Consider the following 26,244-nt stretch of genomic DNA (forward strand, 5'->3'; position numbering starts at 1 on the left):
GCCGGCTTAGAACACAGCCGGCAGAATGTCATCATTTTGACATCGGAGAAAAGGTTTTTGCATCATGACGCTGTAATCACCGTGCTGCCCGCCAAGCACTTCATGCACCGCATAGCTCCAGTGAATGTAAGAACGGGCCCCCTGTTCATTTATCATAAAAACCGGCCTTCACGGTTTCTACATACCGAAAAAACAGATCGGTTGGCGTGTATTTTTCTACCCGGCAGCCAAAATTGCTGAACAGCGCGTGTCTCTGCGCCGTGCTCACTTCCAATTGCAGCCCCATTTTCCTTTTTGTCCGATTGACAATGTTGCCGGGATTTACACCTGCCAGCCGATCATTCTTCTCTGTCAGCTCGGCATCAAATCCCGCTTCACGCAGCAGATCACAAATCAGTCTTGCTTTTTCCAGATCCGCGCCCCCGACGAGTGTATTTGCCTTTTTCAGATCATGATACCCGTGAAAAGCCAATGCGTAATGATGGGCGGTCACTTTTTCTAAAGCCAGGGGCTCGTCAAAGCGTGTGCTTGTCAAGTGGAGAGAACGGTTATCGCACCGCTTCGTCCCTTCAAATAAATAAATTGAGCTTTGGTCAGAAAATGCCTGCACCAGCTCACTGACACCCGGCTCAATCCTGCCGCCGTGGGGAGCGAGGACGATACATTTACTTCCCTCTTTTTCTTCATAAATAATTCTGTATTCCGATTCAGCAGCGGAAAGAGCTGCGAAGCTGTCATATCTGTCTTTCATGTGTAACATGCTCTCCTTTTCCAGTCAGCACCAGTTTACTCTACTCATCTGGGAATGGAAACCTTTTTATAGTATGATTGATAGAATACGTATCAGGGGGGAGATATTATGGGGTTCATCAACGGATTGCTGGGCAATGCGTCGACAATATCGACGGCTGAAGCAAAAGCAGAACTGGCCCGTATTTTGCTGGAAGGTGAGAATGTCAACGCCGCATTTAAGCTTGTCCGAGATATCATTGTCTTTACGGATAAGCGTCTTATTCTTGTTGATAAACAGGGACTAACGGGGAAGAAAACGGAGATTCAATCCATTCCGTACAAGAGCATTTCCAGATTCAGCGTAGAAACCGCCGGCCGCTTCGACCTTGATTCAGAGCTGAAAATTTGGATTTCAGGCGCGGAACTTCCCGCTGTCTCAAAGCAGTTTAAAAAAGATGAAAGCATTTATGATATTCAAAAGGCCCTTGCCGCAGTTTGTATGTAAGAATAAAACGGAAGCCCGGGGAGCTTCCGTTTTATTGATTACAGTTTTTCTTCAATTTTCGCCTTCGTTTTCGGGCCGTAAATTCCGTCTGCCGTTAATCCGCTGACGGATTGAAAACGTTTTACGGCATTTGCCGTTTTCGGTCCGTAAACGCCGTCCGCCCCATGATTTTTTGCTCCTTTATCGGGATAAAAATAAAGTGCGGATAAAGCGTTTTGCACTTGTTTTACGTTTGTCCCTTTCGTCAGCGGTTTCGTCACTTTGATCACACCGGATGGAAGCGGATAGGAAGACACAGCCTGACTTTTTGAAGAAGAACCCGTCTGAGCGAGCTTGATCACTTGTCCGACTGTAATGTGATTCGGATCGGTGATATGGTTGATGCTTTGCAGCGATTTTACGCTGACACCGTGCGATGCGGCGATTTCCGATAAGGTGTCGCCTTTTTTCACATGGTATTCAGACGCAGAAGAAGAAATAGAGGCTTTTTTCGCCGGCATACTTCCGCTTAATTTCTTTTCAATCTTCGCCTTCACTTCATCCCAGCGGCCTTCAGACAAAATGCGGTGCGGGCAGTACTTTCCGTTCCAGTCCTGATGCTTTCTGATTCTGTCAATCCCCCAGCCCCGTTCTTTCAAAAGCTGCGCCGCAAACGCAATCGCCAGTTCTTCTGCGGCTCTGTACCGTTCGCCGCCTGACTTGCTGTAACAGATTTCTATAGCAATCGACTTTCGGTTTCCGGTACCGTTCGTGCCGTCTCCCGAATGCCAGGCATTCCGGTCCAACGGAATTCCCTGGATCACTTCTTTGTCATCAACCGCAAAATGATAGCTCGTTGATTCGCTGTTTCCCGTCATATAGCTAATTTCATTAGCGGCGGATGCGTCGTTTGCCGTGTTATGAATGGTAATATACTCCGGCGTCATCGGATTCGGACATTTTAACGCATATTTATCAGCCGATACGAGCCGTTTTTTCACTTCAATCCCCACTCTTCATCTCTCCTTATGCCTTTTTCATCAATAGGTGGCATTCGTAGGACAGATAACTGAGTATATAGACCCTGCATTCGGATAAAAATGGAATGGATACGCATGCAAAAAATAAGACCCTTCCAAAGAAGGGTCTTTATGTTATGTTTGGTTGCGCGCGGCAATATGGAATGTGCCGTCCGCTTGGTTTTCCAAATGGCTTTCATGGCCGATCACCTGTGTAAAGCTGAACCCGACAGCAACAAGCAGCAATCCTGACAACAGTTTAGATTTCATATAGACAATCTCCTCTCTGGATTTGTTTTTGGGCGTGCACCATTTTTTCATAAAACGTGAGCGCTTTTTCAGGCTGTCCGTGTTTCATGTAAAATTTGGCAGCGTCATGCGCCAATTCTTCCACATACGGATACAGCATGTGTTCTTCCAGAAAATCAAACGTGTGCCTGACGGATGCGTTATCCATTTCCTTGCCGTATAACGCATGCAAAAATTGGAACAGATTGACAAACAATTCATCATTGTATTCGCGGGCGATACTGAGCCCGAGGCGATATTGCTTCTCTGCTTCGGCTGTAGTGTTCTGTTTATAAAGAACCTGTGTTAATGAGTAAATAGAATGCGGAAGATTATCGAACTTTTCTGACCTGCAAATGGAAACGGATGTCTCAAAATATTCGGCTGCTTTAGAGAGGTCTCCCATTTTTTCGTAACAGTTTCCGAGATTATATAAGGCTGAACTGATAAGACGGGGATTGCCTTCTTGTTTTGCAAGATCTAAAGCAAGTTCTAAGTGGGGCAATGCTCTTTCTGGATACTGCATGTCATCATAATTCCCTGCAATAACGAATTCACATTGGATTCTGCGGACGTTGTACGTCTCATACGATTGGTACGTTTCAAGGGCTTGAACGGCATAACTCATGGAGACGTAGGTTTGTTTCAGGTTGTAAAAAATCTCGGCCATTTTAAAAGCAAACTCAGCTTTCTCGATGTCATCAGAAACGAGTGCAAGGTTTTTTTCAGCCCGTTTGTAATACATCATGGCGTTTAGGAACATTTTCTGTTTAAATTCGTACATTCCTCGAAAAAAATTAAAGTAGTAATCAAGCAGTCCTGTCAGTTTATACTGGTTGCCTTCAATGTCTTCCAATAATTCTGAAAACTCAGGCTGAGAAGGGTCCTCCTTTAAGGGCTTGATGTAATCCAGCATGACGCGGTGTCTGAATTCCATTAATGAATAATACAGCAGCAGATCCTGATCTTCTTCCATATCCTCAATCTCTCTCTCTACTTCACGTTTGACGCGCTCCGCCTCAAGGACGTGAAACTGCCGGATATGGGTATACCATTCATTAATTTTGAGCCCGACAAAAGAGGACGGAATAGTCTGCTTCATCCTCAATAAATCCCCCCTTTTGGAATGACCGAGATATGTCATATTTTATCATAATTGCTAGAAAAAGAAGAACGCAAAAAGACCGCAATTGTCGAATTTCGGATATCCGCAACGATTTATCTTCATCACAAGCTTATTGCTTGTTTCTTCCGTGCCGTTGATATAGCATATCCTTGCAGCTTTTATTCTGTATTAAATGGGGGTTTTCACATGACAGCACAAAATCAATTGGTCAGCCACTTTCTGTCACATCGAAACGTGACGATTGAGCTGGCGGAAAAAATCAGCCGCGAGCATTACGACTACAAGCCGGCAGAGACATCAATGTCCGCTCAGGAACTTGTAAAACACATCGTTTATTCTTTTCTTATGTTTGCAAACGTCATTAACGACGGAAACGGATCAGCTATCCAGAACAAACCGAAAGAAGAAGCGGAAACAGACCTCGTCAAACTGGCTGAAGCATGTACTGAAAAAACGATAAACATCCTGTCACAGCTGACTGAAGAGCAGCTGAACCGCGAAATTGACCTGACTGCCTCTTTCGGCAGAAAAATAACCGGCGCGGCTCTCCTTCAGCTTGCCATGGAGCATGAAATTCATCATAAAGGCAATCTTTTCGTGTATGTCAGAGAAATGGGCCACACGGAACTTCCGTTTTATCAGCAAAAATCATAATCCGGCCATCATCCGCCGATCTGCGAAATAACAGCAGGCAGGCGGATTTTTTTGTTCTGTATAAAATTTTCCGAAAATTTAATTGATTACCGCCTCTTAATCATATATAATCTGATAAAAATAGTAGGATTATTCAGGAGGCACACAGATGACTGTAAGCATTGTGTTTATGGGTTTCTTTGTCGGAACGCTGGTCGGATTGACGGGTGTGGGAGGAGCGGCGCTTTTGACTCCTTTACTGATCGTTTTAGGGATCAACCCCTCAATCGCCGTCGGCACTGACCTTTTATATAATTCCATCACCAAACTGTTCGGTGTCGTTTCTCATTGGAAGCAGCGCACCGTTCAATTTAAACTTGTCGGCTACTTGGCGCTCGGGAGCATTCCCAGCGCAACAGCCGCCATCGGTATTCTTCACTTGTTTCCCGCTTTTCACCAGCATCAGGAGCAGATTATCAAACAGGCGCTCGGCTACGTGCTGACCCTTGTCGCTATTTCCATTATCGCCCGCCTTTTTTTCGATAAAAAACTGCGGCCGAACCGCTGGCAGCAAAAAACACTTGAAGAAAAGCGGACACTCATGATACTGATCGGCGTCATTTTCGGCTTCATCGTCGGCCTGACATCTATTGGGTCCGGCTCATTATTTGCGATCGCCATGTTATACCTGTTCAGAATGAAAACGGCAGAAGTGGTGGGAACGGATATCGCACATGCCTTTCTGCTCGTAACTGTTGCCGGTCTGTTAAACGCAAGCTTCGGAAGCGTCGATTACCTGCTTGTATTGAATCTGTTGATCGGCTCTGTGCCGGGTGTGCTTCTCGGCAGCTTCTTTTCGCCGAAATTCTCACCGCGCCCGCTGCAGTTTGTGATGGCGGCGATTATTTTAATCAGCGGGATAAAATTAATCTAAAAAAGGCGGTCTGTTGTCAGATCGCCTTTTCCCTTATAACGTCACACCGGACTTAAAGATTGCAAGCTCCCGAAAATCGTTTTTTTCGTTATTGACGAATTGTCCGCTTGCAACGTTAATAATGTATTGAATAAAATCTCTTACAATGTGATCTTCTGTTGTTTCGTCTTCCGCCAATCTCCCCGCGTTGTAATCAATCCAATGAGGCTTTGATTGAAATAAATCGGTATTTGTTGATACTTTCACAGTCGGGACAAATGTGCCGAACGGCGTGCCTCTTCCGGTTGTAAACAACACGATGTGACAGCCAGCCGCGGCGAGCGCTGAAGAAGCGATTAAATCATTGCCGGGCGCACTGAGCAGTGTCAATCCCTTTGTTTTCAGTGTTTCACCGTATGTCAGCACATCAGAAACCGGTGCAAGACCGGCTTTTTGGGTGCAGCCGAGCGACTTGTCTTCGAGAGTTGAAATGCCGCCTTCCTTATTCCCTGGTGACGGGTTTTCATAAATCGGCTGCTCGTGCTTCATAAAATATTGCTTGAAATCATTGATCAATCGGACTGTTTTATGAAACACTTCTTCGCTCGCCGCACGCTGCATGAGAATCGTCTCAGCGCCGAACATCTCAGGCACCTCCGTTAAGACCGTGCTCCCTCCCTGTGCAATCAAGTAATCTGAAAATCTCCCTAATAAAGGGTTTGCGGTGATGCCGGAAAAACCGTCCGACCCGCCGCATTTCAATCCGATGCTCAATTCTGACAGCGGAATCTCCTCACGTTTATCTCCCTTTGCCGCAAGGTGTATCTCTTTAAGAAGCGCTGTCCCCGCTTCAATTTCATCTGTGACAGCCTGTGATTCGAGAAATTTCACCCGATCTCCGTTCACTTCAGAAAGCGTTTCCTTAATTGCCGCCAGCTCATTATTTTCACAGCCCAGCCCTAAAACCAGCACACCGCCCGCATTTGGATGGCGAATGGCGTTAATCAGTATTTGTTTCGTATTCTCATGATCATCGCCAAGCTGGGAGCAGCCGTATTGGTGTTTTAAAACCAGCACATTGTCAAAGGGGGCAATGTCTTTCGCCTCTTTTACGAAGCGCTGCAAGATTTTCTCAGCGACGCCGTTTACGCAGCCGACTGTAGGCACGATCCACAGTTCATTCCGAACGCCGGATGTACCGTTTTCTCTTTTGTAGCCTTGAAATGTCCGGTTCTCATTTGTAAAAGGATTGTCCTCGAAGCGCGGTGAATACGTGTATTCTTGCACATCGGATAAATTCGTTTGCAGATTATGGGTATGAATATGCTCGCCGGCCGAAATCCGCCTTGTCGCACGCCCGATCGAAAAACCGTATTTAATGATGCTGCCGTTTTCTTCAATGGTTTGCAGCGCGATTTTATGCCCCCGCTTTACAGGGTCCTTCACTTCAATCGTCAGTCCGTCTGTATGCAGCCGCTCCCCTTTGTTAAAATGGCGCATAGCGAGAAGCACGTTATCGTTTTTATGGATTTTTATGACCTCTTTCATTTCACTTCCCCCTTATTGCCGCAGCATTCATGTAACGCATGCTTCATCCCCCGCTTATGAATGACAGAGAGAAAAAAAGCCGTTCGTTCAGTCAGCCCCGGAAGATGGTTCAGATTCTTTCCCCACAATCGCTCTTCTCCTAATATAGAAAATGCCGCTTGAAACATATCATCTTTGCAACGGGACCGCGCCATTTGAAAACGGTTCAGAACCTCCTCGCCATCTGCCGGTTTGTTCAGCCCGTTCCAGTATGAATAGATCATGGCGCTGAATGAAAATACCAGCCTCTCAGGAAGCCGGCCCTCCTGTTCGATATAAGCCTTCAGCGTCGGCAGGTTTCTTGTTTTGAATTTTGCGGCGGCGTTAAGGGTGATGCTTTGCAGATAATGTTGGATATAAGGGTTTTTAAACCGGTGTAACACATCTGCCGCATACTGGGTGACACCCTCCATTTGCAGCACGGGAAGGATTTCTTCATTGATCAGCTCTTCGATGAATCTGCCCGTCACCTCGTGCTCAGCCGCTTCCCGGACGGTTTGCAGTCCGTATAATAAAGCCACTGGCGCCAATGCCGTATGAGCGCCGTTTAAGATTCTCACCTTTTTTGTCCTGTAAGGCGTAAGGTCAGACGTGATCAGTGCGTTCAGCCCGGCATCAGCAAAAGGAAGCTCATTCTGAAGCTGTTCCGGCCCTTCTATCACCCACAAATAATAATGCTCACCGACCACAAGCAGACGGTCTTCGTATCCGAGAAAATCGGTAAGTTCTTCCGCGGTATCAACAGGAAATCCGGGAACAATCCGATCCACGAGGGTATTGCAGAAGATGTTCGCATCATGAATCCATTGAGTAAACTCAGGCTCCAGCTCCCACAGCCCGGCATATTGAAGCACGGCCGCCTTCAGTTTCCGTCCGTTTTCTTCGACCAGTTCACATGGAAGCACAATGCACCCTTTCTCGGCGTCACCCGCAAATGCCTTATAGCGGAAATAAAGGAACGCCGCTAATTTCCCAGGGAATGTTTTTTGAGGTCTATCCTCAAGCCGGTCGCCTTTCTCAAACGTAATTCCCGCTTCTGTCGTATTGGAAATGATAAATCGAATATCCTCTTGTGCTGCCAGCCGTTTAAAGGAATCATAGTCAGAAAAAAGATCAATGCCGCGGCTGATGGATTTGACGATCGTGTGTTCTTCAGCCGGTTTTCCATCCTTTATCCCCTGCAAAAAAAGCGTAAACAAACCGTCCTGTTCGTTTAAACGTTTGATTTTCTCAGAGCCTCTCGGCTGTACGGCGACAACGCTTCCGTTAAAATCCGTCAATTGATTCAATTGATCGATCTGCCAGTCAGCGAAGGCCCGCAAAAAGTTGCCTTCGCCGAACTGAAGGACTTTTTCAGGATATTGAATGTATTCACCGCACATCTTTTTATTCAGCTGCCGCAAGCTGTCCGCCTCCTTCTGCATTTATGCACACGTTAACATTCTCCCGTACGAAAATCCGGATATTCAGACGGGCTGTTATGTGAGTTTTTTAATTGAGTCTCTTATCATCACCTCGGTGTTTTCGTATATTTTTTCCGCCGCCGTATCCGGGTCGGTGATAAGCGCCAAAATCTTCTCTGCGCCGAGTATGCTGATTTTTTCAACCGGGCGTTTTACGGTCGAAAGCCTCGGCGTCATGTATTGGGAAATGCCGATGTCATCAAACCCGATAACGGATATATCTTCCGGAACGTTCAGGCCTTTGGCGAAAATGGTATTCATCGCCCCGATCGCCATATCATCGTTTGAACAAAAAACAGCCGTAGGCGGTGATTGAAGCGACAAGAGTTTTTCCATCGCCTGACTGCCGCTTTCCATATCATAGCGGCCTTTTACACTGTATTCATGCTTAATCGGGATAGAATGATCAATTAAAGATGTCAAATAGCCTTCTTTCCGCTGAGAAGTTGACCTGAATCCTTCCTTTCCCTCAATGATCGCGATATCTCTGTGTCCGTTTGCGATCAGGCAGTCGACCGCCTGTCTGGAGCCTTCTTTATCGTTTGACAGGATATTCGTGATGCTCCGGTCATCAATGTCCCGGTTCAGCACGACGAGCGGGATGTTTTTCTCGCGGATATGATAAATAAATGAATTATCACTGTCGCTTTGGCTCATTAAAATGATTCCGTCATATCTCATGGGCGTAATGGTTTCAAAGCTTTTCAGATCGTCAATCGCGCGGACGAACAAATTGTATTCCTCACTGATTGTGCGGTTTACACCTTTGATGGTATCGGAAAAAAAGCTGTGTGAGGTTCCGTTGGTGATGCTTGTAAAAAACAGTCCGATCGTATGGGACTTTTGCATGGCAAGGCTTTTTGCATTTACATTCGGTGTGTAATTCAGCTGTGAAGCGAGCTCTAATATTTTCTGTTTTGTATGCTCTTTAATGTGGGGGCTGCCGTTAAGTGCCCGGGATACGGTTGTGTGGGATACGTTGGCGAGTTTTGCGATATCTTTTATGGTTACCATCGTTTTTCCTTTCTTTCTGTATGCTGGCATTTATTTCTATTGTACCATTAACGGACAGTCCATAAAATCACTAAAGTTGAGGTTTTGCATGATGTAAGTCCTGAACGAGCTCGGCATGCTGCCGGTCCGTCAGTTTATACATTAAACCGATAATCAGCATGGCGCACGCTAAAGCGAAAGCCGGGTACAGCAGCAGAAGCCCTTTAATCCCGATTAACGTGCCTTTTGTCTGAGAGGCATTCGGGATATAGCCGATAACGCTCAGCCCGATGCCTGAAAGAAAACCTGATAAAGATTGGGCGAGTTTTCTGGAGAAGTTAAAAAGCGAATATGTCGTCGCCTCCTTCCGTTCACCCGTCTTCCACTCTCCGTAATCAATAATGTCCGACACAAGCGCCCACGTAATGCCGTTTGGTATGCTGATCCCGATAAAAGCAATGCTCGCTAACGCCGTAAAGATATATACATTTGACGGGAGACAGAAATTCAGCGCATCAGCCGCGGCGCTGACGGCAAAACCGATCATCACCGTTTGCTTTTTTCCGAAGCGTTTGACGAGTTTCGGCATAAACAACACACCTAAAAATGAAGAGCCGATGATGATAAAACTCATGTAGGACATCAGCTCCGCATTGTTGAGATTGTATTGGGCGAAGTAAACAAGCATAGCGGATTTAATGTTGTATGCCGATATTGAGAAAATCGTCATGAAAACGACAGTCAGAAGCGGTTTGTTGCCGATAAAGCATTTGAAAACCGACATGACGGACAGCTTTTCTTTCGGCGCTTCACGGACGATAATTCTTTCTATGCAGTTTCGGTAGCAGATCATAAATCCCGCGATTCCGATTACGGCCATCATTCCCATGACTGCCGGGTAGCCGATGTGAACGTTATCAAAATGAACGAGAATCGGGATGACGATGACACTTGTAATGAGCAGCGCGCCGAGAGAACCGATCTGGCGGAATGCGGAAAGCGCCGTTCTGTCCTCCGCATCCTGTGTAATGGCTGCACCGAGGGAGCCGTACGGAATATTGACGAAAGAATAAGCGACCCCCCACAGCATGTAAGACGCATAGGCGTACACAAGCTTCCAGGTGACACTCACGTCCGGTGACACAAAAATCAATACGGTCATGACCGCAAGAATAATACTTCCGAATAATAAGTACGGCCTGAATTTCCCCCGGGGTCCGATCTTTTTTCTGTAGTCAATGGCCGAGCCGACAATCGGATCAGTCAAAGCCGCAAACAGCTTGCTGACCAAAAAAATACTGCCGGCGAACGCTGCCGGAATGCCTGCGACATCTGTGAAAAACTTCAGCAAATAGATCTGCCCGAGATCAAACATAAATCCGTTCCCAAAATCTCCGAAACCATAGGATACTTTTTCTTTCAGACTCAGCTTATGCTCCTTCACTTTTGCGGCAGGTGCTGTCACGACAGGCACATTACTCATAGGCCACCTCTTTCATTCCATTTTTTAAAAGCGGAAATATTCCTCAGCATTCCGGTAACAAATTCCCTCGACAATCCTCCCTAAAAGCTCCATATCGCAGGGCGCTTCGCCTTGTTCCGCCCAGCCGCCGATCAGCGTGCAGACAAGCCGCCTGAAGTATTCATGGCGGGGATAGGACAGGAAACTTCTTGAATCCGTCAGCATCCCGATAAAACGGCTGAACAGACCCATATTTGATAACGCTTTCATTTGCTGGAGCATTCCATCTTTCGTGTCATTGAACCACCAGGCTGTGCCGAATTGAATTTTCCCCGGTGTTTTCCCATCCTGAAAGCTGTTGATCATGCTGGCGATAATATAGTTGTCATTCGGATTCAGAGAATACAAAATCGTTTTAGGCAATTGCCGCTTTTTTTCGGCGGAATCTAACAGCCGGGCAAGCGGTTTTGCGATACGTTCATCATTAATCGAGTCATATCCCGTATCAGGACCGAGGCTGCTGAACTTATTTGTATTGGTATTTCTTAACGCGTTAATATGGAACTGCATCGCCCAGTCCAGTTCGGCGTAAAGACCGCAAAGATATTGCAGCGTCCGTGTTTTGAATTTCTTTTCATCTTCAAAAGACACATGCTCTCCGCTTAATCCGGCGGCAAAAATCCGGGCCGCTTCCTCTTCGGTCGTCTCGGCATAAACCATTTGATCTAATGCGTGATCCGACACTCTTCCCCCGGCACTGTGAAAGAAGCGGACGCGGGATTCCAACGCATCCAAATACGATTGGTAGGTGGTGACAGCCATTCCGGAAGCGCTCTCCAGCGACCGGACCCAATCGGCAAAACCCGGGCTGCTGATGTCCAGTCCTTTGTCAGGCCGAAATCCGGGCAGCACTTGAACCGGAAAATCACTTTCTTTTAACAGTTCATGGTATGTCAGCGCATCGGCAGGATCGTCGGTTGTGCAAATGACTTTGACATTTGATTTCAGAATGAGATCCCTTGCGCCAAACCCGTCTCCCTGCAGGAGCTCATTCGTTTTTTTCCAAATTGCCGCGGCCGTTTTTTCATTCAATACGTCATAAATGCCGAACCAGCGCTGCAGCTCTAAATGCGTCCAGCTGTACAGCGGATTGCCTATCGCCATCGGCACCGTTTTTGCCCAGGCGAAAAACTTCTCTTCATCTGAAGCGTTTCCGGTAATGCAGCGCTCTTCAATGCCGTTGGCCCTCATAATCCGCCACTTGTAGTGGTCACCGTAAAGCCATGCCTCCGTAATGGTTGCGAAGGTTTTATTTTCATAGATTTCCTTTGGGCTTAAGTGACAGTGATAATCAATGATCGGCATGTTTTCAGCGTATTCCCGGTACAGCTTTACGGCCGTTTTACTATCCAGTAAAAAGTCATCACCCATAAAAGCTTTCACACTTTCATCCTCCCTCTTATAAAATGTTAACGTTAACAAAATGGTTCTTTTTTATTTTAGCTTCCTCTTTCTCACATATCAATCATTTTTATTTTATTTTTCAGAAAATTGCATCCGTTAACATTTTCATGCAAAAAAGACATCGCCGAGAAAAGTCCGGCAATGTCTTCTGTGTGATCTTAAGGATTAGTAAGCGAGGCTGAATAATCCTTTGATATGTGTTAAATAACGTACGTTACTTGCTTCTTTCATTAAAGATGCCGGAAGGCCTTTCAGCGGAGTAGAGTTCGCTCCGATGATGGCAACCGCGTCTTTACGTCCAAGGCTTGCAAGCGTACCAGAGTTTACAGGCTTGAATGTTTCAAGCGTTTTTCCTTCTAAGTAAGCGAACAGGTTGTAACCGACAAGTTCACCCATCTGCCAAGCGATTTGCGCTGTCGGCGGGTACGGACGGCCGTCCGGCGCAAAGTATACAGCGCTGTCTCCGACAACGAATACATCTTCGTGAGAAGTAGATTGTAAGAAATCGTTAACCGTCGCACGGCCGCGGTTCACTTCAAGGCCGGATTCGCCGACTAACGGGTTGCCTTGTACGCCGCCTGTCCATACAAATGTGTTGGCAACGACTTTTGAACCGTCTTTCAGATCAATAACGTTTCCTTCAACATTTGTAACAGGAAGACCTGTTAAGAACTCAACGCCGCGTTTTTCAAGGCTTTTTGTCGCGCGTTCGATAAGGTCATCAGGAAGAACAGGAAGAATTTTCGGACCTGCTTCTACTAATTTCAGTTTGATTTCTTTCGGATCTACGCCGTATTTTTTCGTAAGGTTCGGCATGATGTCAGCAAGCTCACCGACAAGCTCGACGCCTGTTAAGCCGCCGCCGCCGATAAGGATTGTTGCATCAGCTTCGTTTTTCGTTTTAGAGTATTCACGCACACGGTCTTCCACGTGTTTGTATACTTTGTTGGCATCAGCAGCAGATTTCAGCACCATGCTGTTTTCTTCAAGTCCAGGAATGCCGAAATAAGCCGTAACAGAACCAAGTCCGACAACAAGCGCGTCATAAGTCAGCTTAGAACCGTCAGAAAGGGCAACTTCTTTCTTATCAACTGAGAAAGAATTGACTTCTGCGATTTTAATGTCGACGTCTTTTCCTTTCAGAAGTTTTTCAAGCGGCATAGCAACAGCCTGTTCAGACACGTTGCCTGCTGCAAGGCGGTGCAGTTCCGTAATGATTTGGTGAGTCGGGTATTTGTTCACAACGGTTACGCGTGCTTCATCTTTACTGTAATGTTTGCGAACGGTTAAAGCAGAAAGAACTCCGCCGTAACCAGCGCCTAAAATGACAATATGTTTTGACATCGTATATCCTCCGTCCTTTATATCAATTTGAATCTGAGATTATTTTTGTTTTTCGTTCATGATTTCAAGATAGCTGTTAGCAAAACGGAACAGCTTTTGAGCTTGAGGATCTTTCAGCATGCGCAGCAGGCCGAAAAGTCCGATCGTTTCATTGCTTGCATCCGCGCGGTCTTTTGCTTCGATCGCAGTAGCCGCAACTTCTTTCGCTGTTTCTTTCACCGGCTCAAGAATTTCTGTAAGCGCACCCACTGTATCGCTCTTCAATACTTCGTCTGTCGCTACAGACTGTGCAAAATCATAAGACTTCGTTAAAATATTTACTAACTCAGTCAGTTTTGGAAGCTGATCCACTAAAACAGTCAGTGATTCTTGAACTTCAGGTTTTAGCAGCTGATCAATAAGATCGCGTTGGCCTTGGCTGACAGATGCATTTGTTTGATCGATTGTTTCTGGCATATCCGATTCTCCTTTACTATAAGCAGTATGCTGATTTTTTTGGAAAGGGTAGCCTTTCCCCCTTCATGCAGAAAAGCATGAAAAAGCAAGATTGTGAATTCATGCACAATCATTTACAAAAATAAATGTTTACTACCCAGTTTTTCACTTTGCCATATCCAGTATTATTTTTATATCAACAAAAACAATTGAATAAGTCAAAATTTCTTTTTCCTCTCTGAAAATAGCAAACATAAAAAACCCCAATTTGATTTACTCTTATATAATAACACTTTTTGAACAAAATTTGAACGTGAATTGTTTCGTTTATGAAATTATTTATATGGCGGGGGTGTAATAACGTTTCTTTTAGGCTATTTTTTTACAGACCGTCCGCTTTTCCCCTGTCATTTTTCCCACAATTTTAAAAGCGGGCCCGATTTTCCCGTAAAGGGGTCACATTCCGGGAGCGGGACACGGCTGATTTCTTCTGAAGTTCTATCATTTTTCTCCGTTTTTGTATCGTACTGCCGGCCGCCCGGATAAGCCCCGATCACGGTAAAATCAGAACTGCCCGACAGTTTTTTATGTCCGGTGCCGGCCGGAATGACCGCTGCGTCTCCCGTTTGAAGAACGGCGTCCGCCCCTTGTTCCCCGCCGAACCTCAAAACCGCGGTTCCTTTTACCGCGACAAGAACTTCGTGCGTGGTGCTGTGAAAATGATGATACGGAAATACTCCGCCCGTCCAGTTGTTCGACCAATCGTGCCGGCTGAGGACGGACTCTGCTTTCTGTACCGTTTCTTCATTAAATACCGCTTTATAAATAACAAGCGGAAGATTCGGGTTATTCGGAATGCGGCCGTCATCTTCGAAATAAAGCACTTGAATATCCTCTTTCTGCATTGTGTTCACCTCCGTATATGTCTGTTTCCCATTCATCATTTATTAAAACGCTATTTTCTCATATTCCATTGCGAAGCCTGCCGGTGAATAGTATAGTATAAAAAAATATGTGTCAAAATGAGGGATTTAATGAAAGCCATCGTGATCGGAATATTGGCATCTCTGTTTTTTGCAGTCACATTTATTTTAAACAGGGCGATGGAGCTTTCCGGCGGAAGCTGGATGTGGAGCTCTTCCCTGCGTTTTCTTTTTATGATTCCGTTTTTATTCTTGATCGTTTATGCGAAAGGAAAATGGGCGCCGCTCTGGCATGAAATCCGGAAAAAACCGTTTTTTTGGCTGAAGTGGAGTTTTACCGGGTTCGTGCTTTTTTATGCCCCGATTACGTTTGCGGCGGCATATGGGCCTGGCTGGCTGATCGCCGGCACGTGGCAGATTACAATTGTCGCGGGTGTGCTTCTGTCGCCGTTTTTCTACGAAACAAAAAATTCACCGGCGGGCCCGGTTTCCGTCAGACAAAAGATCCCGCTGATTTCGCTGGTTACTTCCGTCATCATCCTGATCGGAGCCGGGCTGATTCAGCTTCAGCATGCGGGTTCTCTGTCCGGCCGCACGATACTATTCAGCGTGGCGCCGGTCGTCATCGCGGCTTTTGCCTATCCGCTCGGCAACCGCAAAATGCTGGAACAATACGGCGGAAAACTCGATACGTTTCAGCGGGTGCTCGGCATGACGCTCGCAAGCCTTCCGTTTTGGCTTTTGATCGCCGCTTTCGGCTGGCATAGAGACGGGCTTCCCTCAATGGGACAGACATTCCAATCCTTTATCGTCGCACTCAGCTCGGGCGTTATCGCAACAGTATTATTTTTCCGCGCCACCGATATGGTGAGGAATGAGCCGCAGAAGCTCGCTGCTGTTGAAGCGACGCAGTCCGGAGAGGTTCTTTTTGCACTGATCGGCGAAATCGTCTTTTTATCCGCAGCGTTTCCGTCACTTCTTTCATTTGCCGGACTGTTCATTATTATTGGGGGAATGGTCATGCATACATTCGCTTCCCGGCAGACAGACCAGAAAACGGCGGAGCAAACGTCAGCCAATCTCACCGGTTCCTGATTTTTTACGAAAGGTGTCATCCTATATGAAAGAAGAAATTCCGGCAATATCTTTTCTGTCAGCCGGCAAACGCTTTGAACAAAACAATACGTCCTTTGATGTCCTAAGCCGTGTAACCGGACATATTCAAAAAGGTTCTATCACGGCGTTGATAGGGCCTTCCGGCGCGGGAAAAAGCACATTGCTGTCACTTTGCAATCTGATGAATACACCTGATGAAGGGGAAGTGCTTGTATTCGGAAAAGAAATAAGGCGCTGGGATATCAGGGAGCTCAGAAAAACCGCGGGCCTTGCATTTCAATCAGCTCCCGTCACGGAGGGCACGGTGCAGGACAACCTTCTGCTCGCAGAAAAACTCCACGGGGCGCAGCACTATACCCCTGAAGAGCTCGCAGATTTTACAGACCTTCCGCGCGGGCTTCTGGATCGGAATGCAAAGGAATTATCCGGAGGTCAGCGGCAGAAGCTCTCATTAGCGCGAACTCTCGCCGGACTGCCGTCCATCCTGCTGCTGGATGAAATCACCGCGGCGCTCGACCCCTCATCCGTTCTCACCATTGAGAAACTGATTACGAAACTCCATCGGCAAAAACAGCTGACAATCCTGTGGATCACCCATAACCTTGAACAAGCGGAACGATTATCCGATACGGTATGGTTTATGGCTGAGGGACGGCTTTTAGAGACCGCGGAAACGAAAACGTTCTTTAAGGAACCGAAACACGAAAAGGCCCGGGCGCTTTTACAAGGGAGCGGGTGCTGATATGAATGATCTTTCACTGTTACTAACAAGTATATTTGTCATTATCGCTTTATTCCTGTCTAAATCTTTTAAAGCCGGCGTCGAAAAGGATATGATCGTCGCAACCGTCAGGGCCGTCATTCAGCTTCTCATCATCGGCTATGTGCTGTCGCTGATTTTTCGCGGTGATCACCCGATATTTATCATATTAATGGTGCTTCTCATGCTCACGGCCGCTTCGCACAATGTCGCCAAACGGAAAAAAATGCGGATCGGCTCATTTTGGCGCGTTTTTCTGACACTGGCAATCGCGGAAACCGTGACGCAGGGACTTTTACTGACCCTTCACATCATTCCGTTCACTTCAAGATATGTCATTCCGATAAGCGGCATGGTCATCGGAAACTCCATGGTGCTCTCAAGCCTGTTTTTAAGCCGGCTCAGTTCGGAAGCAGACCTGCGGAAAGAAGAAATCCAGCTGATTCTCTCTCTCGGAGGAACGCCTAAGCAGGCCGTCCGGCAGATATTGACGTCCAGTATGAAGCTCAGTATGATCCCGACGCTTGAAAGCCAGAAAACATTGGGTCTCGTTCAGCTTCCCGGCATGATGACGGGGCAGATTTTAGCGGGGGCTGATCCGATACAGGCGGTGCGCTTTCAGCTGCTGATCGTTTTTACAACGATGGCCTCCGCTCTTCTTACATGTATCATACTCAGCGCCTTGACATATCCTTCCCTTTTCACGGAACACTGGCAATTAAAAAAATTCAGCAGGGAAGCGTAAGCTTTTTCCCTGCTGAATGGTGGTTCATGACAAGGTCAGAGATTCATAGTAACGGGATAATTCAATAATCATCGCTCCCATCCGCTCAATGTCCGGAGCAAGGACCCTCTTTACCCCTTCATCCCGGATCGCTTCAGCCGTCACTTTGCCGACTGCGGCGGCAAGCACGTGTTTTTCGAATGCCTGCTGCAATTCCTTTGCGGATCCTTTTTCTTTTGCATAATCAAAGAGAGAGCGCACTTGAATGGCTGTCGTAAAACATACGGCATCGACCTCTCCGTTTAACAGCTCTCCCAGCAGTTTATCGACCGTCTCTCTTTCAGGCGGAATATGCTGATACGGCAGAACAGGGAATACCTCCGCTCCGTTTTTCTCAAGGAACTCCGTTAAAACCGGCGCTTTCTCGCCATGAAGCTGTATCATGACTTTTTTATCTTTAAAGTCAAATCGTTCCAAGGAGCGGATCAGCCCTCTTGTTGTACCGTCTTCATCTGAGGCATGCGGTGTGATGCCGAGCTTTTTTAAGGCCGCATATGTTTTATAGCCTCTGCAGCCGATTTTCGCTTCATGAACGGCCGCTAAAAATTCTTCTTTCAGACCGATTTTTTCCGATACCGACAATAACGTTTCCGTACCGATGCCTGTGGTGAATATCACCCAGTCGGCTTTTTGCTCGGCAAATGTTCTTACGTCGGGTTCCATTTGATCCTCCGCCAGGTATACGGTTCCTTGGAGGGAACGGATGACTGCCGTTCCGCCCTGCTTTTCTATTAATTTTGTGATCTCTTCTGTTTTCCGCGAACCGCCGATGGCAATCCGTTTCCCGTTCAATCCTTTTCCCATCGCTGTTTTCTTCTTCCCTTCAGATGCCGGGCGCCCTATGGCAGGCCGTCATTTATTTCTATTATTGTTACGCAATCAGCCGGGAAAATCAAGCTATGCTCCCGTTGAATCCCCCGTGCAGTTGCTGTATCATTAACCGGGCAGAACGATTTGATTCGCGGAGGGACTTTCAATCATGGAAACAAAAAAAGAGTTCGAGACAAAAGGATACGATACTTCGGTCATTTATGAGTTCAATGAATATCCTGATGTTCACAGCGGCCGATGTGACAATTGCGATTACACGCTGTTTAAAAGTTCAGTGAAGGGCGGAAAATTTTTGAGGGAATGCCGGAGATGCGGCATGAAGAAAAATATATAACAAAACAGGCAGCCGTCCGGTGCTGCCTGTTTTCCTAATCAATTTTCGACGGACGCCTTTTCCAAAAATTCTTCAATGGCGCAAACAGCCTGTTTGGGGCCGCCGGTTTCTTTTATTTTCTCCTGCATGCTTTTCACGCGGCTGAGGATGTTTTTATCGCCGTATACGTTCTGAACGTCTTTTTGCAGACGGGCCACAGTGACTTCTTTCGGCGGCAGATGCACGCCAAGACCCAATTCATCCACACGCTTTGCGGTAACCTCTTGTTCGTGCATTTGCGGAACGACAACGAGCGGAACACCCGCATTCATCGCCTCCATTGTACTGTTCATCCCGCCGTGAGATACGAACAGCTTTGCTTTCTCCAGCACATCAAGCTGCGGAACGTGCTGGCGGATGATAAAGTGATCGGGCACATCCGAAAAACTTTCCGGATCAATTGTTGTGCCGACTGACATAATAACCCGCCAGTCCGAGTCCCGAAACGCGTCAATACACATCCGGTAAAATTCAGGCCAGGCGTTAAACGCCGTTCCCAGTGAGATGAGCATAAGCGGACGGTCATCGGCTGCATCAATTTCCAGACTTCCCGTATTTGTGCGTTCTCCAAGAGACGGACCCGCAAAACAGAATCGTTCATCAAAGGTTTCCTGTTTCGGCTGAAAGGCCCTTGGCATAAAGACGATATTCAATTTTTCAGGCATGAAAAATTCTTCCATTGTCATCCGTTTCACTTGTTCATTTTCAATTTTCTCCTGATATTCTTCTATCGCCTGTTTGGCCGCTTCCATCGTTTCTTCGTCTCTTCCTAATTGAAAATACTCATTCATTGCATAGCTCGGGCAGAACTTTACGGCCGGGATGCCGCCATTATCCGCAAACAATTTTCCGGCAAGCGCTAAAAAATCAAACAGGACGATGTCAGGAAGGTCGTCTTTGTACAGCTCTTCCAGCTGCGGAAGCACTTCAACCGCTTCTTCCAGAAACATTACAAACGCGTCACTTTTATTTACCCGTTCTTTTATCGTCTTAGGGTCCGCCTTTATGCTTGTACGGTATAAAACGGGAATGGCGCCCGTTTTGGCAACGGAAGCTTCAAATTCCTCAGTCGTAGCGAATGTCACTTTATACCCGCGATTGACAAGTTCCTCGGCCACAGGCAGCGTGGGATTGACATGACCGTGAGCGGCCACATTAATAATGGCGATGTGTGTTTTTCTCATCTTTTTTCCTCTCCCTCATTTTCGTTTATCTCCGCTTCTAAAGACTCCAGCCCGTACATGACACTGTTTCGGATCGGTTCAATCCGGACGGGCTCAAGGTGTGAAAAGGTTTTTACAATTCCTTTCAGCGCGGCTTCCGCTTCAAGTCTGGCAAGCGGAGCGCCTAAGCAGAAGTGTACGCCGAATCCGAAGGAAAGGTGCGGATTCGATTGGCGATGAATATCAAATACGCCCGCCTTCTCAAATTTGTTTTCATCACGGTTGGCAGATGCAACATAGCAGAGAACGATCTCTCCGCTTTTCAAGCGGCGTCCGCGCAGCTCAGTGTCGTGCCGGACCGTCCTTCTGACAAACGGAGCGGGAGCGCGAAAACGCAGCGTTTCTTCCACCGTTTGCGCGATGAGAGAAGGGTCCTGTCTCAGCTCTTCATAAAGGCCGGGCGTCTCTAATATGCTGTAAACCGCATTTGAAATGAGATTAGTCGTTGTTTCATTTCCCGCCACTAAAAGCAGATTGCAAAACGGGATCAGATCTTCTGGCGTGAGCTTCTCTCCCTCTTCTTCCTCTTTTATCAAAATAGAAATAATATCTTGGCCGGGCTGTTTTCGTTTGCTTTCTATTATTCCCGCAAAAAACGCCGCCAGCTCCGCCTCACATTGGTCACGTTCCTGCTGATTTTTCTCCGCCGCTTCAGGACTCGCATCTTTCGGCATGCTGACGAGAATATCCGACCATTTTTTAAACTGATCCATACGTTCGGACGGAACGCCTAATAATTCTGAAATCACCATGACCGGCAAAGGGTAAGAGAGATCTTTAACGATATCAATCCGCCCTTTGTTCTTTGCCTGTTTCAGGAGATGATCGGTAATGTCTTTAATTCTCGGCTCCCATTCCTTCAAGACGCGGGGAGTGAAAGCGCGATTGACGGCAGATCTGATTTGGGTATGTTTCGGCGGGTCCATATTCAGCATGGACTTTGCAATCGAGCTTTTCACATCAGTCATGCGGCTTGAGAACGTCTCTTTATCACTGATGACTTTTTTGACATCATCGTATAAAAACACACTCCAAACCTTCGTTTCTTCATCAAAGTATATAGGGCTTTCCCGTCTCATTTTTTCATACCAAGGAAAAGGGTTGTATACGTCCAGGCCGTTTTTTCCTTTCATCAGGGTTCTTTGGATGGCTTGTCTCGTGCTCCTCAGCTTACTCATGTTACATCACTCCTGATTGTTTCATATTTGAATAGTTGACGTACCTTGAATTTTATCCTAGCACATATTTTCAATTTTTTTCTATTCATAACCTTAACTATTAACATAACACAACAAAAGTCATGAATCCGGAGGTGAAATTTCTCCCAAGAAAACAGCAGAAGTGCACAAAAAACCCGAGCCTTCGGCCAGGCTCGGGAGAAATGCTCACTCATTCGTCTGCGGTTTCTGGTGCTGCTTTTGGTCTTCAGGAGGCTGCGTATTTCTTTCCATATCGTCCGTATCAGCGCCCATGCCTTTCAGAAAAGAAAACAGCAGAGTGACGGCCTTGTTGATTTCCGGGTCTTTTAAAGCGCGGACGATATCAAAATACCCCGTCTTCCTGCCGCTGTCTTTTTCTTCGACGGCCTTTGTGACGCCCGCATTGATTTTAACGATAAACGGCTCAAGCTGTTTTACATCGAGCATGCCGAGAACGCCGCTTAACAGCAGGAGATTTTTCAGCATATTGGCCGTTTCCGGCGTATTCGCCTTCTTCACCAGGATATCCATCACTTTGTCTCCCTGGCCGAAGAGCCCGCGCAGAAGCGCCAAAACGCCGCGCTCGTTCATGTGCTGAAGAATGTGCAGAGATTCCAAAATCGCGTCTTTATTTCGTAAAAGAGCCGTCTCGATCTCTTCTAAGTCCTTTTTTCGTTTGTCTTCTTCTGTGACGGTCTGTTTTCGGATGCCGCTGGTTGCTTTAGCCATTTTGCTGTTTCCCCCTTTTTACGGCGTCTCCCGGAAATACATAATCTTGACGCGCCCATTTCCGATCAACCCGGACACCGATCTGCGGCTGCGGGTTTCCGTAACGGAAATTGATTTTCGGAAGCGGATTAACGCCTTCTTTTTTCAAAATCTCCATCTTCGCTGATGTTTCTTTATAAGCCGGTGTATCCGTATCCTTATCCGCATAGCTGCTTGTCAAAAGGTTAATGGCGGCGTCTTTTGAATCGTTCATCGGGAGATAGACTTGTTTGCCTTTTACCCTGTCTGTGATGACGCATTTGACTTTCACATTTCCGTACGGTGATGTCAGACGGACAAGCGTTCCGTCTTCCAGCCCTCTTTCTTCGGCGAGTTCGGGCGAGACCTCAAGGAACACACTCGGTGTTTTTTCGGATATTCCTTTTGATCGGTAAGTCAGATTCCCTTCGTGAAAATGCTCGAGCAGCCGCCCGTTATTCACATGGATATCATATTCTTCACCAAATTCTTTCGGCTCGGTCCACTGAACGGGATATAGAATCGCTTTGCCGTCTGAAAACGGGAACTTGTCCGTAAATAAAAGCGGTGAATCGGTTCCGTCCGCTGCAACCGGCCATTGCAGTGAATTGTAGCCTTCGAGACGTTCGTAAGTGACGCCTGCGTAGAGCGGTGAAAGCATTGCCGCTTCTTCCATAATGTCTGCCGGATGTTCATAGCGCCAATCAGCGCCCAGCCGGTTGGCGATGTCCGTAATGATCTGCCAATCAGGCTTTGAATCGCCCAGCGGTTCAAACACTTCGTAAAGGCGCTGCACCCTCCGTTCCGTATTCGTAAACGTTCCTTCTTTTTCAAGGCTCGGGCTTGCCGGGAGCACCACATCGGCGAACTCGGCCGTCCGCGAGAGAAAAATATCCTGCACAACGAAGAAATCAAGCTTTTCAAAGGCGGCATGAACATGGTTGATATTGGAGTCGACAAGCCCCATTTCTTCCCCTTTTACATACATACACTTCAGTTTTCCCGAGTGGATGCCCTCGATCATTTCATGATTTGTCATTCCGATTTCTTTCGGCAGGTCTGTTCCCCAGCCCTGTTCATACTTTTTGCGGGCTTTTTCATCCGTTACTTTTTCATAGCCGGGAAAGCTGTCAGGCATACTGCCGAAATCACTGGCTCCCTGCACGTTATTATGGCCCCGAAGCGGATATGAGCCTGCGCCGGGCTTGCCGTAATTTCCGGTCACAAGAAGCATGTTGGAAATGGCCGTGCTCGTATCACTTCCTCCGATATGCTGGGTGACCCCCATCGCCCACAGTGCGCATACGCTGCCGGCTTCATGAATCATCCGGGCCACTTTGATTAAGGTATTCTTGTCCACACCGGTATGTTTCTCCGCATATTCCATCGTATAAGGTTCAAGGCTTTTCACGAATTCATCTAATCCGTTCACTCTCTCCTTCAGAAATGCAGTATCCGCCAAATCGTGATCAAGCAGATATTTCGATACGGCATTCAGCCAGACAATATCTGATCCGGCACGCGGCTGGAAAAACACGTCGGAGCGCTCGGCCATTTCATGTTTTCGCAAGTCAGCGACGACGAGCTTCTGTCCGTGCAGCTTATGAGAACGTTTAATGCGTGTGGACAAGACGGGGTGAGACTCAGATGTATTTGAACCGATAATCAGCACGAGCTCAGCTTTTTTTATATCTGTAATTGATCCTGAATCGCCGCCGTATCCGACCGTTCTGAACAATCCGGCCGTGGCGGGAGACTGGCAGTAGCGTGAGCAGTTGTCGACATTATTTGTTCCGATAACGGCTCTTGCAAGCTTCTGCATCACGTATGATTCTTCATTCGTGCATTTGGAAGATGTGATAAAAGCAAGCGCGTCCGGACCGAAATGTTCTTTTATATCGGTAAATTTATCAGCGATCAGCAGCAGCGCTTCATCCCATTCCGCCTCCCGAAACGAGTCTCCTTCCCGGATAAGCGGTTTGGTAAGGCGCTTTTCACTATTGACGAAATCCCAGCCGAATTTCCCTTTCACACACGTCGAAATTCCATTTGCGGGCGCCTCAGCCTGAGGCTCGACCTTTAAAATGTCTCTTCCTTTCGTCCATATATCAAAACTGCAGCCGACACCGCAGTATGTGCATACGGTTTTCGTTTTCTTGATTCTTTCATCCCGCATGGCCGATTCCATATCCGATATGGCTAAAATTGATCCGTATCCGGTTTCGACGCCTTTTGTGATGTCAATCATCGGCCGAAGCGTCTCTTGGCTGATACCTGTTAAATAGCCCGCTTCGCCTTCCATGCCTTTTTCCATCATGGCGTTGCACGGACATACCGTCGAACAATGTCCGCAGGAAACACATGATGATTCATTGATCGGCACATCCTGATCCCAAATGACCCGCGGGCGTTTCCGCTCCCAATCAATGCTTAACGTTTCGGTTACCTGTACGTCCTGACAGGCTTCGACGCAGCGTCCGCACAAAATGCACTGATCGGGATCATATCGGTAAAACGGATTTGATTCATCTTTAGGATACGGTTTTTGATCGAACGGAATGCTTTGATGATTGATTTTCATTTCCTTTACAGTATTATGTACTTCGCAGCTCCCATTGTTGTAATCACAGACCGTACAGTACAATTCATGGTTGTGCAAAATGTTGTCCATGCCGATAATCTGCGCTTTTTTTACATCGGACGAAAGCGTATCGATGACATCTCCGTCCTTTATTTGCGCGGAACACGAACGCACCAGTTCCCCGTTAACATTGACGATACAGGTATCGCACGTTTCAATCGGCCCGAGACTCGGGTGATAACACACGTGCGGTACGTCAATTGAACTATTGTTCAAAAGCTGCAAAACGGTTTGGCCGTCCGGCGCTTCCATTTCAACCCCATTGATTGTAACTTTCTTTGTATCAGCCATTTTCTTTTCCCCTTTCTGTACCCCTCTATACATCCTCTATGATTCCCAACCGGCCTTTCACTAAAACATCTGGTTTATCTCAGGAAACATACGGGTATGAGCGTTAAAAAGGAGGCGTTCACATGTTGAAGAAAAAAACACTCGTCACGGGATTATCGGCAGTGATGCTCACGGGATGCGCTTTCGGAGCAGAAGCATTTTCGGATACACAGCCCGTCCATGCCGCAGCCGCTTCAAAAACGGAAAACCAGCGTGCACAAGAACTGGTGAACAGCCTTTACCAATCGGCATTTAAAGGGGAAATGCCGCAAAATGTGAAAGGCCTGAAAATCAACCAAAGCACAAGACAGGACGTTTACGATAAAATCGGCGAGCCGGAACAAAAAGCAGACAGCCGCAATCCATTTGATTTATACAGCTGGAACATGGGAAACCCCGGTTATGGATTTTCCTATCATAAAAACGGAAAAATCTCGGAAATACGCTATTTTGGAACGGGGGTCGAGCGGCGCTTAAACCTCGGCAGCGTCACACCTGACGTCTTAAGCAAACAAATCGGCAGCGCTGACAAAATCCTGACAGTGCCAAAAACGGGTGAAACAGATTACGTCTACCATACGGGGCAGTATGAGCTCCGCTTCGTCATCGGCAGTGATCAAAAAGCAGATCATGTCAACCTAAAAGCCAGATAACGCAAAAAAGCGGCCTCCCGGGCCGTTTTTTTCATAGACAGCTTCTCCGTCGTTCCTTACAATACATGGGAGTACAAAAAAAGGGGAACAGTGTGAAGTGAATAGACATCCATTGACATACGGAATATGTACCGTTTTTATCATCGCCCTCGGTTTGCTGTCCAGAACCGCATACATCACCGCCCTATTGCCCGGCATCATAAACGCTTATTTAGGAGATGCCCTGTGGGCGGCCATGATTTTTACAGGATTCGGGCTTTTGTTTCGGCACATCCGGACGGAAACAGCCGCAATTTTGAGCCTCTCGTTTTGCTTTCTGATTGAATGCAGCCAGCTGTATCACGCGCCGTGGATTGACGCGATCAGAAGCAGCACGCTCGGCGGGCTGATCCTCGGCTGGCAATTTGTCTGGAGTGACATTTTCGCCTATACCCTCGGGGTATGCGCTGCCGCACTTTTAGAATGGGCCGTAAAAAGAAACCGCCAGCCCTCTTCATAATCGGAGCACGCCGCCGATATGAAGGGATAAGGAGGTGGAAGCTATGGATATCCCTGCGTTATCAATCGCAATGCATCAGGCATCTCTGGCGCAGAATGTAAATATCGCTTTAACAAAAACGGTCATGCAGCATGCACAGGCTGCGGCGGAAGAAACAGTGAAAATGCTGCCGTCCCAGCACCCGACTGCCGGCCATTCAATTGATGTGAAAGTGTAAAAAAA

The 26,244-nt window shown here is 47.0% G+C and carries 28 protein-coding genes; 10 read left to right on the forward strand and 18 right to left on the reverse strand.

The annotated features are described in order from the left end of the window. Positions 1 to 6: 6 nt before the first annotated feature. Both ACWJJ5_RS08095 and ACWJJ5_RS08100 read right to left on the reverse strand, forming a co-directional pair. On the reverse strand, positions 7 to 156 hold the full coding sequence (locus ACWJJ5_RS08095; RefSeq protein WP_172614616.1) for a hypothetical protein: 150 nt from the start codon (positions 154 to 156) through the stop codon (positions 7 to 9). Continuing rightward, positions 146 to 751 carry a poly-gamma-glutamate hydrolase family protein gene (locus ACWJJ5_RS08100; protein ID WP_454022331.1) on the reverse strand — a complete coding sequence of 202 codons (606 nt, stop codon included), beginning with the start codon at positions 749 to 751 and terminating at the stop codon, positions 146 to 148. The genes ACWJJ5_RS08095 and ACWJJ5_RS08100 overlap by 11 nt, the downstream gene beginning before the upstream one ends. 108 nt (positions 752 to 859) lie before the next feature. Between ACWJJ5_RS08100 and ACWJJ5_RS08105 the strand changes: the two genes are divergently transcribed. Next, positions 860 to 1,237, forward strand: a complete 378-nt coding sequence (locus ACWJJ5_RS08105; protein WP_007610770.1) for a PH domain-containing protein — start codon at positions 860 to 862, stop codon at positions 1,235 to 1,237. A gap of 38 nt (positions 1,238 to 1,275) precedes the next feature. Here the strand turns inward: ACWJJ5_RS08105 and ACWJJ5_RS08110 are convergent, their stop codons facing one another. The 3 genes from ACWJJ5_RS08110 to ACWJJ5_RS08120 all read right to left on the reverse strand — a co-directional run bounded on the left by ACWJJ5_RS08110 (position 1,276) and on the right by ACWJJ5_RS08120 (position 3,631). Further along, a complete protein-coding gene (locus tag ACWJJ5_RS08110; RefSeq protein ID WP_003154880.1) occupies positions 1,276 to 2,229 on the reverse strand; it encodes an N-acetylmuramoyl-L-alanine amidase in 954 nt (317 codons plus the stop codon). Positions 2,230 to 2,370: 141 nt separating this feature from the next. After that, positions 2,371 to 2,505, reverse strand: a complete 135-nt coding sequence (locus ACWJJ5_RS08115; protein ID WP_003154881.1) for a PhrA family phosphatase inhibitor — start codon at positions 2,503 to 2,505, stop codon at positions 2,371 to 2,373. Continuing rightward, positions 2,495 to 3,631: a Rap family tetratricopeptide repeat protein gene (locus ACWJJ5_RS08120; protein ID WP_087920760.1), complete on the reverse strand. Its 1,137-nt coding sequence runs from the start codon at positions 3,629 to 3,631 to the stop codon at positions 2,495 to 2,497. Before ACWJJ5_RS08120 ends, ACWJJ5_RS08115 begins: the two co-directional genes overlap by 11 nt. Positions 3,632 to 3,835: 204 nt before the next feature. On the opposite strand from ACWJJ5_RS08120, the gene ACWJJ5_RS08125 reads away from it, so the two are divergent. Together ACWJJ5_RS08125 and ACWJJ5_RS08130 are read left to right on the forward strand one after the other, a co-directional pair. Further along, positions 3,836 to 4,303 (forward strand): DinB family protein, encoded by a 468-nt coding sequence (locus tag ACWJJ5_RS08125; RefSeq protein WP_025851837.1) that lies wholly within the window; start codon positions 3,836 to 3,838, stop codon positions 4,301 to 4,303. A gap of 148 nt (positions 4,304 to 4,451) precedes the next feature. Then, entirely contained in the window at positions 4,452 to 5,216 is a 765-nt protein-coding gene (locus ACWJJ5_RS08130) for a sulfite exporter TauE/SafE family protein (protein WP_015388360.1), read from the forward strand. A gap of 33 nt (positions 5,217 to 5,249) precedes the next feature. Here ACWJJ5_RS08130 and ACWJJ5_RS08135 read toward each other — a convergent pair whose 3' ends face one another. The 8 genes from ACWJJ5_RS08135 to ACWJJ5_RS08170 all read right to left on the reverse strand — a co-directional run bounded on the left by ACWJJ5_RS08135 (position 5,250) and on the right by ACWJJ5_RS08170 (position 14,848). Beyond that, the gene (locus ACWJJ5_RS08135) at positions 5,250 to 6,743 is read right to left on the reverse strand and encodes a UxaA family hydrolase (RefSeq protein ID WP_070081667.1); all 1,494 of its coding nucleotides are present in this window, start codon (positions 6,741 to 6,743) and stop codon (positions 5,250 to 5,252) included. After that, on the reverse strand, positions 6,740 to 8,185 hold the full coding sequence (locus ACWJJ5_RS08140; protein WP_454022332.1) for a tagaturonate reductase: 1,446 nt from the start codon (positions 8,183 to 8,185) through the stop codon (positions 6,740 to 6,742). The genes ACWJJ5_RS08135 and ACWJJ5_RS08140 overlap by 4 nt, the downstream gene beginning before the upstream one ends. A 75-nt stretch (positions 8,186 to 8,260) precedes the next feature. After that, a complete protein-coding gene (locus tag ACWJJ5_RS08145) occupies positions 8,261 to 9,259 on the reverse strand; it encodes a LacI family DNA-binding transcriptional regulator (RefSeq protein WP_146276561.1) in 999 nt (332 codons plus the stop codon). A 70-nt stretch (positions 9,260 to 9,329) separates the two neighbouring features. Then, positions 9,330 to 10,721 carry an MFS transporter gene (locus ACWJJ5_RS08150; RefSeq protein ID WP_128574765.1) on the reverse strand — a complete coding sequence of 464 codons (1,392 nt, stop codon included), beginning with the start codon at positions 10,719 to 10,721 and terminating at the stop codon, positions 9,330 to 9,332. A gap of 24 nt (positions 10,722 to 10,745) precedes the next feature. Next, positions 10,746 to 12,143, reverse strand: a complete 1,398-nt coding sequence (uxaC, locus tag ACWJJ5_RS08155; protein ID WP_454022333.1) for a glucuronate isomerase — start codon at positions 12,141 to 12,143, stop codon at positions 10,746 to 10,748. A 186-nt stretch (positions 12,144 to 12,329) separates the two neighbouring features. Further along, a complete protein-coding gene (locus ACWJJ5_RS08160) occupies positions 12,330 to 13,508 on the reverse strand; it encodes an NAD(P)/FAD-dependent oxidoreductase (RefSeq protein WP_003154907.1) in 1,179 nt (392 codons plus the stop codon). A gap of 39 nt (positions 13,509 to 13,547) precedes the next feature. Then, positions 13,548 to 13,964 carry a DUF1641 domain-containing protein gene (locus ACWJJ5_RS08165; protein WP_003154908.1) on the reverse strand — a complete coding sequence of 139 codons (417 nt, stop codon included), beginning with the start codon at positions 13,962 to 13,964 and terminating at the stop codon, positions 13,548 to 13,550. A gap of 386 nt (positions 13,965 to 14,350) precedes the next feature. Further along, on the reverse strand, positions 14,351 to 14,848 hold the full coding sequence (locus ACWJJ5_RS08170) for a cupin domain-containing protein (protein ID WP_123117751.1): 498 nt from the start codon (positions 14,846 to 14,848) through the stop codon (positions 14,351 to 14,353). 129 nt (positions 14,849 to 14,977) lie between these two features. On the opposite strand from ACWJJ5_RS08170, the gene ACWJJ5_RS08175 reads away from it, so the two are divergent. The 3 genes from ACWJJ5_RS08175 to ACWJJ5_RS08185 are packed head-to-tail and all read left to right on the forward strand — an operon-like array spanning position 14,978 to position 17,487. Beyond that, on the forward strand, positions 14,978 to 15,961 hold the full coding sequence (locus ACWJJ5_RS08175; RefSeq protein WP_070081663.1) for a DMT family transporter: 984 nt from the start codon (positions 14,978 to 14,980) through the stop codon (positions 15,959 to 15,961). A gap of 25 nt (positions 15,962 to 15,986) precedes the next feature. Then, the gene (locus ACWJJ5_RS08180) at positions 15,987 to 16,724 is read left to right on the forward strand and encodes an ABC transporter ATP-binding protein (RefSeq protein ID WP_454022334.1); all 738 of its coding nucleotides are present in this window, start codon (positions 15,987 to 15,989) and stop codon (positions 16,722 to 16,724) included. 1 nt (position 16,725) lies between these two features. After that, positions 16,726 to 17,487 (forward strand): ABC transporter permease, encoded by a 762-nt coding sequence (locus tag ACWJJ5_RS08185; protein WP_003154915.1) that lies wholly within the window; start codon positions 16,726 to 16,728, stop codon positions 17,485 to 17,487. Between the two features lie 24 nt (positions 17,488 to 17,511). Here ACWJJ5_RS08185 and ACWJJ5_RS08190 read toward each other — a convergent pair whose 3' ends face one another. Next, on the reverse strand, positions 17,512 to 18,330 hold the full coding sequence (locus tag ACWJJ5_RS08190) for a uroporphyrinogen-III synthase (RefSeq protein ID WP_063636823.1): 819 nt from the start codon (positions 18,328 to 18,330) through the stop codon (positions 17,512 to 17,514). Between the two features lie 175 nt (positions 18,331 to 18,505). On the opposite strand from ACWJJ5_RS08190, the gene ACWJJ5_RS08195 reads away from it, so the two are divergent. Next, positions 18,506 to 18,691, forward strand: coding sequence for a hypothetical protein (locus ACWJJ5_RS08195; protein WP_003154919.1), 186 nt, complete (start codon positions 18,506 to 18,508; stop codon positions 18,689 to 18,691). 38 nt (positions 18,692 to 18,729) lie between these two features. On the opposite strand, the gene ACWJJ5_RS08200 is transcribed toward ACWJJ5_RS08195, so the two are convergent. The 4 genes from ACWJJ5_RS08200 to fdhF all read right to left on the reverse strand — a co-directional run bounded on the left by ACWJJ5_RS08200 (position 18,730) and on the right by fdhF (position 24,831). Next, positions 18,730 to 19,914 carry a macrolide family glycosyltransferase gene (locus ACWJJ5_RS08200; RefSeq protein ID WP_063636824.1) on the reverse strand — a complete coding sequence of 395 codons (1,185 nt, stop codon included), beginning with the start codon at positions 19,912 to 19,914 and terminating at the stop codon, positions 18,730 to 18,732. After that, a complete protein-coding gene (locus tag ACWJJ5_RS08205) occupies positions 19,911 to 21,131 on the reverse strand; it encodes a cytochrome P450 (RefSeq protein ID WP_063636825.1) in 1,221 nt (406 codons plus the stop codon). Before ACWJJ5_RS08205 ends, ACWJJ5_RS08200 begins: the two co-directional genes overlap by 4 nt. 207 nt (positions 21,132 to 21,338) lie before the next feature. Beyond that, positions 21,339 to 21,881, reverse strand: coding sequence for a DUF1641 domain-containing protein (locus ACWJJ5_RS08210; protein ID WP_182068792.1), 543 nt, complete (start codon positions 21,879 to 21,881; stop codon positions 21,339 to 21,341). Then, positions 21,874 to 24,831 carry a formate dehydrogenase subunit alpha gene (fdhF, locus tag ACWJJ5_RS08215; protein WP_454022335.1) on the reverse strand — a complete coding sequence of 986 codons (2,958 nt, stop codon included), beginning with the start codon at positions 24,829 to 24,831 and terminating at the stop codon, positions 21,874 to 21,876. Before fdhF ends, ACWJJ5_RS08210 begins: the two co-directional genes overlap by 8 nt. 122 nt (positions 24,832 to 24,953) lie before the next feature. Here fdhF and ACWJJ5_RS08220 point away from each other — a divergent pair, with 122 nt between their 5' ends. The 3 genes from ACWJJ5_RS08220 to ACWJJ5_RS08230 all read left to right on the forward strand — a co-directional run bounded on the left by ACWJJ5_RS08220 (position 24,954) and on the right by ACWJJ5_RS08230 (position 26,239). After that, the gene (locus ACWJJ5_RS08220) at positions 24,954 to 25,523 is read left to right on the forward strand and encodes a YjgB family protein (RefSeq protein WP_071391972.1); all 570 of its coding nucleotides are present in this window, start codon (positions 24,954 to 24,956) and stop codon (positions 25,521 to 25,523) included. Positions 25,524 to 25,620: 97 nt separating this feature from the next. Next, positions 25,621 to 26,022 (forward strand): ribosomal maturation YjgA family protein, encoded by a 402-nt coding sequence (locus ACWJJ5_RS08225; RefSeq protein ID WP_063636828.1) that lies wholly within the window; start codon positions 25,621 to 25,623, stop codon positions 26,020 to 26,022. A 43-nt stretch (positions 26,023 to 26,065) separates the two neighbouring features. Beyond that, positions 26,066 to 26,239 carry a YjfB family protein gene (locus tag ACWJJ5_RS08230; RefSeq protein ID WP_012117340.1) on the forward strand — a complete coding sequence of 58 codons (174 nt, stop codon included), beginning with the start codon at positions 26,066 to 26,068 and terminating at the stop codon, positions 26,237 to 26,239. The last annotated feature ends 5 nt before the right edge of the window (positions 26,240 to 26,244 follow it).

Source organism: Bacillus sp. JK74, from assembly GCF_053663395.1.

Bases quoted from the DNA above. Each gene is read 5' to 3' on its own strand.
- ACWJJ5_RS08095 (WP_172614616.1), bottom strand. From the start codon at position 156: ATGATAAATGAACAGGGGGCCCGTTCTTACATTCACTGGAGCTATGCG.
- ACWJJ5_RS08100 (WP_454022331.1), bottom strand. From the start codon at position 751: ATGAAAGACAGATATGACAGCTTCGCAGCTCTTTCCGCTGCTGAATCG.
- ACWJJ5_RS08105 (WP_007610770.1), top strand. From the start codon at position 860: ATGGGGTTCATCAACGGATTGCTGGGCAATGCGTCGACAATATCGACG.
- ACWJJ5_RS08115 (WP_003154881.1), bottom strand. From the start codon at position 2,505: ATGAAATCTAAACTGTTGTCAGGATTGCTGCTTGTTGCTGTCGGGTTC.
- ACWJJ5_RS08125 (WP_025851837.1), top strand. From the start codon at position 3,836: ATGACAGCACAAAATCAATTGGTCAGCCACTTTCTGTCACATCGAAAC.
- ACWJJ5_RS08130 (WP_015388360.1), top strand. From the start codon at position 4,452: ATGACTGTAAGCATTGTGTTTATGGGTTTCTTTGTCGGAACGCTGGTC.
- ACWJJ5_RS08135 (WP_070081667.1), bottom strand. From the start codon at position 6,743: ATGAAAGAGGTCATAAAAATCCATAAAAACGATAACGTGCTTCTCGCT.
- ACWJJ5_RS08145 (WP_146276561.1), bottom strand. From the start codon at position 9,259: ATGGTAACCATAAAAGATATCGCAAAACTCGCCAACGTATCCCACACA.
- ACWJJ5_RS08150 (WP_128574765.1), bottom strand. From the start codon at position 10,721: ATGAGTAATGTGCCTGTCGTGACAGCACCTGCCGCAAAAGTGAAGGAG.
- ACWJJ5_RS08160 (WP_003154907.1), bottom strand. From the start codon at position 13,508: ATGTCAAAACATATTGTCATTTTAGGCGCTGGTTACGGCGGAGTTCTT.
- ACWJJ5_RS08165 (WP_003154908.1), bottom strand. From the start codon at position 13,964: ATGCCAGAAACAATCGATCAAACAAATGCATCTGTCAGCCAAGGCCAA.
- ACWJJ5_RS08170 (WP_123117751.1), bottom strand. From the start codon at position 14,848: ATGCAGAAAGAGGATATTCAAGTGCTTTATTTCGAAGATGACGGCCGC.
- ACWJJ5_RS08175 (WP_070081663.1), top strand. From the start codon at position 14,978: ATGAAAGCCATCGTGATCGGAATATTGGCATCTCTGTTTTTTGCAGTC.
- ACWJJ5_RS08180 (WP_454022334.1), top strand. From the start codon at position 15,987: ATGAAAGAAGAAATTCCGGCAATATCTTTTCTGTCAGCCGGCAAACGC.
- ACWJJ5_RS08185 (WP_003154915.1), top strand. From the start codon at position 16,726: ATGAATGATCTTTCACTGTTACTAACAAGTATATTTGTCATTATCGCT.
- ACWJJ5_RS08190 (WP_063636823.1), bottom strand. From the start codon at position 18,330: ATGGGAAAAGGATTGAACGGGAAACGGATTGCCATCGGCGGTTCGCGG.
- ACWJJ5_RS08195 (WP_003154919.1), top strand. From the start codon at position 18,506: ATGGAAACAAAAAAAGAGTTCGAGACAAAAGGATACGATACTTCGGTC.
- ACWJJ5_RS08200 (WP_063636824.1), bottom strand. From the start codon at position 19,914: ATGAGAAAAACACACATCGCCATTATTAATGTGGCCGCTCACGGTCAT.
- ACWJJ5_RS08205 (WP_063636825.1), bottom strand. From the start codon at position 21,131: ATGAGTAAGCTGAGGAGCACGAGACAAGCCATCCAAAGAACCCTGATG.
- ACWJJ5_RS08210 (WP_182068792.1), bottom strand. From the start codon at position 21,881: ATGGCTAAAGCAACCAGCGGCATCCGAAAACAGACCGTCACAGAAGAA.
- fdhF (WP_454022335.1), bottom strand. From the start codon at position 24,831: ATGGCTGATACAAAGAAAGTTACAATCAATGGGGTTGAAATGGAAGCG.
- ACWJJ5_RS08220 (WP_071391972.1), top strand. From the start codon at position 24,954: ATGTTGAAGAAAAAAACACTCGTCACGGGATTATCGGCAGTGATGCTC.
- ACWJJ5_RS08230 (WP_012117340.1), top strand. From the start codon at position 26,066: ATGGATATCCCTGCGTTATCAATCGCAATGCATCAGGCATCTCTGGCG.